Below are 12,539 nucleotides of genomic sequence, written 5' to 3' on the forward strand. Positions count from 1 at the left end.
AATATTTACAAAATAGTTACCTACCCATGTATTACTGATTACTCGCACGATAGGTTTCACGATAATAGATTCCAATGTTGGCAATCCAGATTACAGAGAGCATTACGATCGGGAATGGAGCGAAGGTGAATAGAACCGAATACAGCACCATAGAGACCATTCCAACACCAAGAAGTACATTCATCATCTGAAAAGAACGATAGGCTGCGCGATACACGATCCATTTCTCGCCTTCATCCAGCTTCTCAAAATGATCTTTCTTCATATTGCGCGAGTTCAGATCCAGAGTGCGTTCAGGATAATAACGGTTGTATCGCTTCACAGTCAGAGTTTGCACGACCACAACGATGATAATAGAGATACATGAAGCAACTAAATTCAAGAGGTTGAACAGTTCTGGAGAATTCGGCATGGTTCGGTTGGATGCATACAAGGACAAAGCAAGTGCTGCCCAGGTAAACGTAAGGATAACGCTGAATCCGCTGAGGATCATCGCTTTTCCGAGGGAGCGCTCTGCGGGAGAGATGAGTGAATCGGAATCTCCATAAGCATCATCTCCCATGGGAGGGACAGATGGCGTGCGGGAGAGACTGAAGATGTTCCACACCGTCATAACTACCACAAAAGCCGCCAGAATTGCGAATAAAAGATCATAGTCATAATACACGGACAGCGTCCAGTTCAAGTCAGAAGGGAGTTTACTGACTCCGCTAGCTCCCAGAAAACCAACTACAGCACCACCTGCTGCATACAAGGGAAGACGCAACCGCTTTTTAATGGACGAGGATGATGAATTTTTCATTTTAATCTCCACCTTTCAGTTCAAAGATTTTTTCAACAGGTTCACGAAATACATGTGCTATTTTTAGTGCCAGAACGACCGACGGAGAGTAATCTCCACGCTCAATCAGGGCAATGGTTTGACGGGATGCACCAATGTGTTTGGCCAGTTCTGCTTGGGATAGCCGCTCTCTGGCTCGTAACTCCCGAACGTGATTGTGTAATTCTTCCACTTGCTCACCTCCATGAAACTAATGTACATGATATTTGACTAAATGTAAACTATAATATACAAAATGTTAAAGATAATTTACTTCTAAACGTTGATAATGGACATGAAAAAGAGAGCCACTTGGGCTCCCTTAGGATCATTATTTTGTTGTCGGAAAAGTTGTCGGAAAAGTGAAATCAAGATGCATCTGCACACGGCAGATGTTGATTCTGTTCCTCTGCCTTCCGAAGTAACATTCGGAAAAAGATGAGCGCTCCAAGCCCCATCAGGATATACAGACCAGCCATCGCATAGGAGGGCAGAAAGGCTCCAATGGTTAACCCGAGACTGCCGAGAAGGGCAGCAGCGTTGTAACTCAACCCGTCAGCAGCCATATAGGCAGCACGGTCCGAATCTGGAATCATACCCGCGAGCATGACCTGACGAACAGGGGCGTACATCAATTCTCCAACGGTTAGCAGTATAGCGGATGAGATGAGTAACCAGGCCCAGTTGCTGAAAGCAAGTACGGTGAAACCTGCGGTATAGAGGAGCATACCAACAGTCATGATAGATCGGGACTGGAAGCGACCTATCCATCTGGAGAACGGAATGGCAACCAAGGCGACCATTACGGTGTTGATGACCATGATCAGGCTGAACATATGCAGACCTGAGATATCAGAGCCGAACAGTTGGGCGGTGAATTCATTTTTTAGACGAACAGCGATGTATTTATCCAACTGAAATTCCAGGGAGACTGCAAGTACAGTAGCCGTGAAAAATATCATGAAACGTTTGTCCTGAAAGACCGCCCAGTACGTTTTCAGTATGTTCCTCTGGATGGGAGCATCGACATAACCAAGTACGTGTTTATCCATTGTTTCACGAATCATAAAGATCAAAATAAACAGGGTAGCTAGGCTTTCGAGGCATACCAGACTGAACAATAGGAAACGAAATGATTCGAAAAATAGCCCGCCCATCAGTGCACCAAAAGTTACAGCAACGTTTGTTGTCCAATATTGCAATCCATATACATAATGACGTTCATGTTCACTGCTCACGTCGACAATCATGGCATTAGCAATCGGCACGGTGATCCCTGAACTGAGACTGCTGAGCAGAAACATGAGACAAGTGACAATGATCGAATCCATCCACGGCGAATTGGCGATGGCCAAGCCGAGTAGAGCCACGACCTGGAGACTTTGTGCGATCACCATCAATTTCTTCCGTCCAATCCGGTCAGACCAATATCCTGCCCACAATCCCACAATCATGGACGCCACAATATTGACCGTCAGCAACAACCCCGCCAAACCTGCGCCAATCTGAATACTCAGATAGATCGCCATGAATGGAATGATGGACTTCTGGGTCAGATCGGTGAAAAAATCAGTAATGATACGTATCCTGATGTTAGGGTGCAGATCGGCGTATTTCATAAGTCGTTTTTCTTCCTTCCCACTGGTCATGTTGATATTACTGAGTATAATGGAGGAAAACCTGAAGAAAAACTGTAGAAGCATCCGGATGGATTTCGTATTTTAGCAGAAGGTAGGGCATATATGGACGTATCAGAACATTACATTCAACTGCGATTAAACTTTCCACATGTACATGATGAACAAGAATTGCATACAACGGTAGGTGAACTCGCCGATCTATTATGTTGTACCATGCGCAATATGAACCTCATTATGAACAAATTCAAGGAGAACGGATGGGTCAGGTGGAACCCGCAGCGCGGCAGAGGCAAAAAATCGATGCTGGTATTTTGTGTCCCGTTGCTTGAAGTGGCGCGTGAACGATTTGACCATTTCCTGGATGGGAACAGGATGGAGGACGCCTATGAACTGGCCGCAACCTTACCAATTACGATGAGAGAACATCTGATACAGCAAATGCAGCATCAATTTGGTCTGAGTTCGAATAAAGGGGACAGAGGACGAGTGGATACATTGCGGATTTCACGGAATATCCCTTTTAAGACATTGGATCCCACGCAGACGGCCATGTGGGGAGAAGTTTTTATTGTTGCGGAGGTTTTTGATTGTTTGGTTCGCTATAATGCTGAACACCAGGTCTGTGAACCGAGTCTTGCAGTGGCATGGGAAAGTCATTCGGAGGGGAGGGAATGGACTTTTTATCTGCACAAAGGTATACCCTTTCATCATGGCAGGATATTGGATGCAGAGGACGTGAAGTTTACCTTTGATCGCATTATCTCTGACAATAGTAACCCGTGCAGGCCTCTGTTTGGATCTATTGAGCGCATAGAGACGTTGGACGAATTGACTGTACGTTTTGTGTTAAACAAGCCTAACTTCATGTTCCCGGATCTGATGAGCAGTATGTCTGCATCGATCTTGCCGAGAGATGTGGAGATGAATCCGCTCCATCCGATTGGAACAGGACCTTATCGGTTGACACGTCATGATTCCAAGCTGCTTGTGTTGGAAGTATTCCCTTCCTACTTCCGAGGCCGAGCCTATATTGACCGCGTTGAAGTATGGCAACTTCCCCACTCTGGGAGGGTGGAGTCCGTCATCAAGCATAATATATTTCCGGATGCGGAGCCTCGTGCCGTGCAGCATGAGATGCAGGGTGGCATGTATATGACGTTTAATATGCAAAAGGAAGGGCCACAGCATGATGTGAATTTTCGCCGGGCTGTTCAACAACTATTGAATGCGCAGGAGTTGTCGCAAGCGCTCGGAAGCACGAACACGCAGGCTGCTTATAGTTTGATTCGAGGACGAGTACAGCAACCTTTAAAGGTGGGTTCAGATCAAGGGGAGCCATGGAAACAGCAATCGGAACAACTGGATGGTTCGGTCACACCTGTATCTGAACTTTCCGTGGAGACCTCACTGGCGCGGGCCTCAGCATTCTTGCGTCATAGCTCTTATCAAGGGCAGAGTTTAAGTCTGTGGGTGGAAGAAGGCGAGAAGATGGAGGCAGATATGGTCTGGTTTGCAGAGAGAAGTAAACAGATTGGCCTACATATCAACATTATGCAGGGAGATCCGATCCATGCAGTCTATCAAGATGGGTTCGGGGATTGTGATCTGATCTATACAGGAGAAATCTTCAATGATCATGTCGTGCTGAGTCTCGTGACGATGTACACCTTCCAGAACACGTTATTCCTGATTGCGATGAATGATTACTGGAGACATGAACTGGAACAGGAATGTGGACGAGTGGTGATGATCCAGGAACCAGCGGAGCGGTTGAATAGATTGATTCGGTTAGAAGATCGACTGATTCAGGAGGCATTGCTTCTGCCCACATACAGCTTCAAGGAAGAACACGCCCATCATGATTCGTTGCGAGATTATCATCTTGCGGGGTATGGTCTGCCTGATCTGCGTAGATTGTGGGTTAAGAGAAGACCTGGTGCCGAAGAAGAGGATGTGAGTTATCCGGTGTATATTCCGTTGTGGTAGGTATGGATACCACAACGGAATGAATCAGGTGTTCACCAGTTCTGATCGTTTACGAAACCCTGATGAATTCAATAGGTTTTGTACTTGGCTCAAGCAACAAAGGAATGGAGATGGATTGAGCAACTTCTGAAGATTCATTGAGGGTAAACGTATACGTGATCTTCAGACCGAATAACACAAATTCGACGGAGAACGTATCTTTCCCGGTGTATTCCATGGGCATTTCAATGGCATTAAAGGTTGCTTGCAACCCGTCCGTTGTCTCCTGAATAGACATCTCGCCATAACCAGGATGTGTGTAAATACCCGCATAAGCGGTGTAAGGACGATCACAAGGTGTAATGTGAGGTTCTTCAACTTTTTCCTCAACGGCAGAGTCTGGCTGAATAGGTACTTCCAGAGGATTCTCCGGATTAGCCTCCGTTTCTGCTGGTTCTTTCCCCATTAATTTGCTCAATTTGGAACTCCAATTGACGGGCTCAAGTCCAAGCAGTCGGTCCATGATATGAAAAGCAACCGTATACGGAATTATACTTCCGTTGGTATTGCTCAGAACCACGATTCCAATCTGCTCTTCTGGCAAAAAAGCAACTTGTGATGCAAAGCCATCAATAGCCCCACCATGATGAATCATGGCATGTCCACGATAAGGCTCAATCATCCAACCCAGACCATATGTACTCACAGGCAGTTCTTGGCTTATGAACGGCGAATCACTGGGCATCTGAGGACTATGCATAATCTTCATCTGTTCCTTAGATATCAAGGACGTTCCTTCCCATTGACCTTGATGCAACTGGAATTGAAGCCATGCAATCATATCGGCTAGATTGCTGTTAATGGAACCAGCAGGTCCTACGGCATCAATGGCTCGAAAAGGTATTCTCGTATTCTGACCATCCTTCTCCATATAAGGGTACGCATAGTCAGGCTGAAGTTGCATTTTTTCAACAGAGAACAGACTTGAGTTCATACCCAGCGGATTAAATAGGGTCATCTGAACCATCTGCTCCCACGAAGTTTCATTGAGCTGTCCAACCAGATAACCTGCCGTCATGTACATCAGGTTCTGATACTGCCATTTGTTTCGGAAATCTTGATTTGGCTCCAGATACTGTAATGCACGCACAAGTTCTTCTCTTGTACGTGGGGAGTTGTACCATACCAACTCATGTCGTGGAAGACCCGAACGATGACACAGCATGTCGCGAATAGTTATACGTTCTGTTGCGATCGGATCGAACATCTGAAAATCTTTCATATACGACTTCACAGGGGTATCCCAGTCGAGTATTCCCTGATCCACAAGCAGAGCAGCGGTTGCTGCGGTAAAGGCTTTGGTACTTGAACCGATGGCAAACAACGTATTAGGGGTAACTTCAAGTTTGGACTCCAGGTCACGATAACCGTAGCCTTTTTGCCAGACGACTTCATCCTTATGGACCACAGCCACCGCTGTGCCGACACCATTCCAAAATTGAAGCTGCTCGTCGATGAATTCATCCAGTCTTTCCAGAGATGTGCTAAGCTTTGTTGTCGTCATGCTTTTCCCTCCCAATATTCAATAAAACGAATAATCTCCTACAATTCACTATGCCTTTTCTGGATAAAGTTAACATCCTCCCCGAGACTGATTTTGCGTAGCAATGCCGTATTAACGGACTTCACCGATTGCTTGTCAAACTAGTCCGCATATATCGAACAAGTCCCTCATAACATGTACTAATCAAGTAGGGGTTCTGCTGCAAGCACAATCCTGAAGTGAAAACATGTGCTAAAGGGGATGATGTCATGCGCCGAATATCATGGATGCTTGCCATGGTATTGGTCTTATCGGCCTTACTTGCCGCCTGCGGGAAGAAGGATGCGGCAGCTGTGGTCAAAGATCTGAACGAAGTCGTAGGAGAGATGGAAAGTTACCAGGGGGCAGGCGTGATGACGCTGCATACCGGAGATACGCCGCAGCAGTACAAGGTCGAGGTATGGCATCAGAAGCCTTCCTATTATCGTATTGCGTTAACAAATGCCAAAAAGGATGTAACACAGATTGTCCTGCGTAACGATGAAGGCGTGTTTGTTTTGACACCGAGCCAGAACAAAAGCTTCCGTTTTCAGAGCAATTGGCCGGATAATCAAGGTCAGGTGTATCTCTATGAAACTTTGATTCGGAGCATTACGGGAGATACAACCCGTCAGTTTGCGGATGAGAAGGAGAGCTATGTATTTGATGTAGCTGCCAATTATAATACACATGCACTCGTCAGACAGAAGATCTGGCTGAACAAATCGGATTACGCACCTAAACAGGTTGAGGTATCCGACTCCAATGCCAATGTTGTGGTCGATGTGAAATTTGACTCCTTCAAATTCGGAACTGAATTTGAGAAAGATGCCTTTGACATGCAACGTAACATGACAGCAGCTTCAGAAGAAGGCGGCAAAACAGGAACGGACTCTGGTGTGACTCCTGTGGAGCAAGCGGGCAATGAGGGCGGTAAAGAACCTGCCAATCCTCAGACTGCGCCTGAACCTGATGGAGCTGTCACTGATGGACAGACAGGTGTAGGTAGTGACGCAGAGCAGCAAGGGGCAGAAGGAGCTGCGACAGGTCAGGAAGGCGAAGAGCCAACAATTGCAGAACCGGAAGGTCCAGACAGCTTTGGCGTAATTCAGCCGACTTATGCGCCGGAAGGCGTGCAGCTTAAGGATGATCAGATTCTGGAAGAGGCAGGAGACTACTCGGTTATGCTTCGTTATGAAGGAACCTATAATTACACGATCTTCGAAGCCAGACCGCAGGATCGAGCTGTATCGCTTGCTCCATCCAGTGTAGTGGATCTTGGATTCACACTGGGGATGATCAGCGGAGATGCGTTGCAGACACTGACATGGATGACTGATGGCATAGAATATCGGATCACCAGTGCCGACCTGCCTCAGAACGAAATGGTACGCATTGCAACATCGATGCAGGAAGAGTCAGGCAAATGATTTTTGAACAAATGAACGAATAGTAGCATAAACATAAGGAATGCTAAGAAGCATCGGAGACCCGTTCTCCGGTGCTTTGCTTTGATGTAAGACAGGTATTCATCTGGCGCCGTTTTTCTTACTCGATACACCCAATAATGCAAAATGCGCTTCTACGCAGAGGGAACCGGGTAAATAATCGATATAAGCAGATTTTGCTGGGGTGGGAAAGTGGAATTTTGCCCTGCCAATCTCGCTTATTGGTCTTCTTCTGTGTTCGCATTTGTTCCTCAAACGGCGCACCTTACATCTGTTTTTGAATGCGAAACTTCGGTTCATTTGACAGTCACATGCTGGAGCATTACGATGGAGTCTGACGTGAGCCGGATTAAGATGATTAGAGAAGGTGACTTAACGTGCAAGGACAATATCGGCCGACCCAAGCGGAGATCAATTTGGATCATTTGTGTACTAACGTAGAAGCTTTCCGCGAGGCATTGCCTCAGGGCATGAAATTCCTCGCCTGTGTGAAGGCCAATGCCTATGGACACGGAGCGGTGGAGACGGCTAGGGAACTGGAACGAGTGGGTGTGGATTACTTAAGTGTGGCTTTTCTTGACGAAGCTCTGGAACTGCGACAACATGGGATTACGATTCCAATCCTGGTACTGGGTTATACGCCGCCTGAAGGGATCGCTGTTGCATGGCAACATGATGTGACCGTCACACTGTTCAGCAGGGAAGTGCTTGAAGCCATTCGACATCTGGATGCGAGTACATTCGCTAACAAACTGAAGGTTCATATTAAAATCGACAGCGGCATGGGCCGATTAGGTCTGTTGCCTGGCGATGAGGCATTGGCTTTCATTGAGGAAGTAGCTTCGCTCAATCAGGTGATGCTGGAAGGCATGTTTACCCATTTTGCCAGAGCAGATGAAGAAGACAAAACCTATACACTGGAGCAGTATAGACGGTTCCAAAGCGTGGTTCATGCGCTCAGGGATCAGGGATGTTCCATCCCGATTATACATACGGCGAACAGCGCCGCTGCCATTGATACACCGGAATTGTCCTATGACATGGTTCGTGTGGGAATAAGCCTGTACGGACTGTATCCTTCGGCTGAAGTGAATCATCAGGTGGTGAAGCTGTCCCCGGTATTGACGCTGAAGACAAAAGCGGTTCTGGTCAAAACACTGCCACCCCATTGGGGGATCAGTTACGGAACCCGTTATTTTACGCAAGGTTACGAACGAATAGCGACCCTGCCGATCGGATATGCAGACGGATTCTCCAGAATGCTGACAGGTAAAGCACAAGTGCTTGTACGCGGCCGCCGCGTCCCTGTCGTCGGTACAATCTGCATGGATCAGTGTATGGTGTCGTTACAATCTTTCGCGGAAGAGGCGGAAGAAATTCAAGTCGGCGAAGAGGTTGTCCTCATCGGTCATCAGTCTGGTGGCGTTATAACCGCAGACGAGGTGGCATCCCAGCTCGGTACGATTGCTTATGAAGTGATCTGCATGATGGCGCACCGCATTCCACGGGTATATACCCGCGGGGGAGCAGTAGTCGCCAGAATCAATCCACTTTTGACATCCTGACAGCTAACTGGACGTCATTACCAATAAACTTTTTTTCAGAACAGAAGGAAAACTGTCGGAGCATCTCGAATGTTGTATGACAGTAAGGATTTAATTCCTGAATTGAGATGTTTGGTCTGTACGAATATTGTTCCCCGTGTTTATAATGGAGTACAGCATACTTGATATACTCGGGGCATATATATTCCTTTGTATAAAAGTTCTGGAAAAACGTAATACTGGTTCACAATGGCGAAAGGTTTGTGGGGGTGGAAGAAAGGTGGCCAACTTGCAGAACACCAAGCGGATCATGATCAGTTTACCTGATTATCTTTTGCAGGAAGTGGATGGCATCGTAGCGCTGGAGAATTCCAACCGCAGCGAATTGATTAGGCAGGCTATGAAGCTGTATTTAACGGAGCGTAAGAAACGTTACATCCGTGAAACGATGCAGCGAGGGTACATGGAGATGGCAAAAATTAATCTGACCATGGCATCCGAAGCCTTTCATGCGGAGGAAGATGCGGACAGCACTCTGGACCGCTTAGTTAGCGGGGTGTAGACATTGATCGTAAAACGTGGTGACGTTTTTTTTGCGGATCTTTCTCCCGTTGTCGGTTCCGAGCAAGGTGGAGTCAGGCCGGTTCTGGTGATCCAGAATGATATCGGCAACCGGTTCAGTCCAACTTGTATTGTGGCGGCTATCACCGCCCAAATCCAGAAGGCAAAGCTGCCAACGCATGTGGAAATTGATGCGGCGGCACACGGCTTTGACCGGGACTCGGTTATTTTGCTCGAACAAATACGGACGATTGATAAACAGAGGCTGACTGACAAGATTACCCATCTGGACGAGGAGACCATGAAATTGGTCAACGAAGCCTTACAGATCAGTCTTGGTTTAATCGATTTTTAAGGCAGTAACCAGCGTCTTGTACGCTGCACTGCCGTCCGTTGGCAATGGATGTTCCTGTAAGGGAACACACTGAATTCAGACTGTAACCAAAAGAGCGTATGACATCCTTCGGGCTGTTATGCGCTCTTTTGATTAAAGCTTGATGAAAGCGTAGAACATTGGCGATCTTTTCGCTATAATGAAACCTGAGAAACCGTTTACCCGAAAGACCTATATATAGAGGTGGAGGAGACATATGAGCATTTACATCAATCAGGAGAAACTTCAATTTCATTTACAGACCCGTGAGGCCAGTTACGTATTTCAGGTACTGCCTTCAGGATATTTGGTGCATTTGTATTATGGCAAAAAATTACGCGACACCGATCTGAGCTGGTTGCATGTACGGACAGAACGAGCGTCCTTTAGCCCTAACCCGGTGCCAGAGGATCGTACGATCTCCTTCGATACGTTGCCAGTGGAATTGCCAGTGTATGGCACGAGTGATTTCCGTAACCCTGCAATCCAATTGGAACTTGAGAATGGCTCAACGGTTTCGGAGTTTACGTATACAGGTCATCGATTGGTCAAAGGAAAGACAGCGCTTACCGGACTGCCAGCAACATACGTTGAATCCGATGACGAGGCAGAGACGCTGGTTATTGAACTGGAAGACCGCGTTGCAGGCATCAAGATCGAACTTTCTTATACAGCCTTTACGGCATTTAATGCGATTACACGCTCGATGCGTATCGTGAATGAGAGCGCTACCGCTGTGAATGTGGTGCGTGCGCTCAGTTCTTCTGTTGATTTCCCGCATGCGGATTATGAATTGTTGCAATTGTCAGGAGCTTGGACACGGGAACGTGATATCGTGCGCAGACCGCTTGCGTCAGGCCTGCAAGGCATCGAGAGTCGTCGCGGTTCAAGCAGTCACCAGCAAAATCCATTTATTGCGCTGATGACACCAGGTACGGACGAAGATCAGGGTGAAGTCTACGGATTCAGTCTCGTCTACAGCGGCAGCTTCACCGCACAGGCTGAAGTGGATCAGTTCCACACCACCCGTGTATCGCTTGGGATCAACCCGTTCGAGTTCAGCTGGAAGCTGGAGCCACAGGAAGCTTTCCAAACACCGGAGACCGTTATGGTGTATTCGGCTGCAGGGTTGGACGGCATGTCACAGTCCTACCACGAATTGTATCGGGAGCGTCTCGCACGTGGCAAATTCCGTAATGCGGAGCGTCCGGTATTGGTCAATAACTGGGAAGCGACTTACTTTGGTTTTGATGCGGACAAGATTGAACAGATTGCTCGCGCTGGACAGAAGCTGGGTATTGAACTGTTTGTCTTGGATGATGGCTGGTTTGGACACCGGGACAGTGACAACTCCTCGCTGGGTGACTGGATTGTAGATAAAAACAAATTGCCCCAGGGACTGGATGATCTGGCTAACCGGGTAACAGGTCTGGACATGCAGTTCGGACTGTGGTTTGAGCCTGAGATGATCTCACCGGACAGTGAGCTGTACCGTGCGCACCCGGACTGGTGTCTGCATGTGCCTGATCGTCGCCGGACAGAGGGACGTCAACAACTGGTACTCGACTTCTCTCGTCAGGATGTACGTGATGAGATTGTACGCATGTTAACAGACGTACTTGGTTCTGCACCAATCACTTATGTGAAATGGGACATGAACCGGAATATGACGGAAGTGGGTTCAGCGTTGCTTCCGGCAGACAGACAGCGTGAGACCGCGCATCGTTACATGTTGGGGTTGTATGACGTCATGGAACGAATCACTTCGGCGTTCCCGAACATTCTGTTCGAGAGTTGTTCCGGTGGTGGTGGCCGCTTCGATCCAGGTATGCTGTATTACATGCCACAGACGTGGACAAGTGATAACACCGATGCGATCTCCCGCCTGCGGATTCAATACGGTACGAGTCTTGTGTACCCGGTAAGTTCGATGGGGTCGCATATCTCAGCGGTACCGAATCATCAGGTCAACCGGATCACTTCTCTAGAGATTCGGGGGCATGTGGCGATGTCGGGCAACTTCGGGTATGAGCTGGACCTGACAAAATTCACGGAGGAAGAGAATGACATCGTGAAAGCCCAGGTTGAGCTGTACAAGGAGATCCGTGGAACGGTTCAATATGGAACATTCCGTCGCTTGCTCAGCCCGTTTGAAGGCAATGAGACAGCTTGGATGTTTATTGCACCAGACGGAAGCGAAGCTGTTGTATTCTACTTCCGTGTGCTCTCAGAGCCTAATGCGCCACTTCAGCGCCTGAAGCTGAAAGGATTGGACCCGAATGCGGATTACCGTCTGAAAGGCGGATCAGAGACCTTTACCGGCGATGCTCTCATGTATGGCGGTATTTCGGTAGGCAGCACATCAGGAGACTATCTGAGCGAGATGTTCCGGTTCGAGCGCGTCTAGATAAGTGAACTACATTTTATTTACACGGATACTACGATGACTGAACAACCTTCCAATCGCTGCTGTTATCCCCAGATTTTTTGATTCCCTTTTCTCAAAGGGAAAATCCGGGATAGCGTATGCTTCCGATGTAGCTTTCTTTCAGAAAGCTTTTAGGCGAGTGTATGCTTTCGAAGTAGCTTTCTTACAGAAAGCTTTT

10 protein-coding genes are annotated in these 12,539 nt (G+C 47.5%); 6 read left to right on the forward strand and 4 right to left on the reverse strand.

Going from position 1 to position 12,539, the window contains the following annotated elements; genetic code table 11:
- Nucleotides 1–31: 31 nt before the first annotated feature.
- The 3 genes from IFU39_RS13430 to IFU39_RS13440 all read right to left on the reverse strand — a co-directional run bounded on the left by IFU39_RS13430 (nucleotide 32) and on the right by IFU39_RS13440 (nucleotide 2,439).
- Nucleotides 32–802: a DUF3169 family protein gene (locus IFU39_RS13430; protein WP_192133129.1), complete on the reverse strand. Its 771-nt coding sequence runs from the start codon at nucleotides 800–802 to the stop codon at nucleotides 32–34.
- 1 nt (nucleotide 803) lies between these two features.
- The gene (locus IFU39_RS13435) at nucleotides 804–1,013 is read right to left on the reverse strand and encodes a helix-turn-helix domain-containing protein (protein ID WP_192133130.1); all 210 of its coding nucleotides are present in this window, start codon (nucleotides 1,011–1,013) and stop codon (nucleotides 804–806) included.
- Between the two features lie 175 nt (nucleotides 1,014–1,188).
- Nucleotides 1,189–2,439, reverse strand: coding sequence for an MFS transporter (locus IFU39_RS13440; protein ID WP_192133131.1), 1,251 nt, complete (start codon nucleotides 2,437–2,439; stop codon nucleotides 1,189–1,191).
- A gap of 123 nt (nucleotides 2,440–2,562) precedes the next feature.
- On the opposite strand from IFU39_RS13440, the gene IFU39_RS13445 reads away from it, so the two are divergent.
- Complete coding sequence (locus tag IFU39_RS13445; protein WP_192133132.1) at nucleotides 2,563–4,446, forward strand: ABC transporter substrate-binding protein; 1,884 nt, start codon at nucleotides 2,563–2,565, stop codon at nucleotides 4,444–4,446.
- Between the two features lie 49 nt (nucleotides 4,447–4,495).
- Here the strand turns inward: IFU39_RS13445 and IFU39_RS13450 are convergent, their stop codons facing one another.
- Nucleotides 4,496–5,989: a serine hydrolase gene (locus tag IFU39_RS13450; RefSeq protein ID WP_105597704.1), complete on the reverse strand. Its 1,494-nt coding sequence runs from the start codon at nucleotides 5,987–5,989 to the stop codon at nucleotides 4,496–4,498.
- 248 nt (nucleotides 5,990–6,237) lie between these two features.
- On the opposite strand from IFU39_RS13450, the gene IFU39_RS13455 reads away from it, so the two are divergent.
- From IFU39_RS13455 to IFU39_RS13475, 5 genes are all read left to right on the forward strand, one after another.
- Nucleotides 6,238–7,437, forward strand: a complete 1,200-nt coding sequence (locus tag IFU39_RS13455) for an outer membrane lipoprotein-sorting protein (protein ID WP_091015327.1) — start codon at nucleotides 6,238–6,240, stop codon at nucleotides 7,435–7,437.
- A 395-nt stretch (nucleotides 7,438–7,832) separates the two neighbouring features.
- Nucleotides 7,833–9,020: an alanine racemase gene (gene alr, locus IFU39_RS13460; protein ID WP_192133134.1), complete on the forward strand. Its 1,188-nt coding sequence runs from the start codon at nucleotides 7,833–7,835 to the stop codon at nucleotides 9,018–9,020.
- A 259-nt stretch (nucleotides 9,021–9,279) separates the two neighbouring features.
- A complete protein-coding gene (locus IFU39_RS13465) occupies nucleotides 9,280–9,561 on the forward strand; it encodes a CopG family ribbon-helix-helix protein (RefSeq protein ID WP_017690037.1) in 282 nt (93 codons plus the stop codon).
- 3 nt (nucleotides 9,562–9,564) lie between these two features.
- Nucleotides 9,565–9,915, forward strand: coding sequence for a type II toxin-antitoxin system PemK/MazF family toxin (locus tag IFU39_RS13470; RefSeq protein ID WP_024630714.1), 351 nt, complete (start codon nucleotides 9,565–9,567; stop codon nucleotides 9,913–9,915).
- 235 nt (nucleotides 9,916–10,150) lie between these two features.
- A complete protein-coding gene (locus tag IFU39_RS13475) occupies nucleotides 10,151–12,340 on the forward strand; it encodes an alpha-galactosidase (protein WP_192133136.1) in 2,190 nt (729 codons plus the stop codon).
- The last annotated feature ends 199 nt before the right edge of the window (nucleotides 12,341–12,539 follow it).

It is taken from the genome of Paenibacillus sp. CFBP 13594 (assembly GCF_014842675.1).
Lineage (GTDB): Bacteria > Bacillota > Bacilli > Paenibacillales > Paenibacillaceae > Paenibacillus > Paenibacillus amylolyticus_B.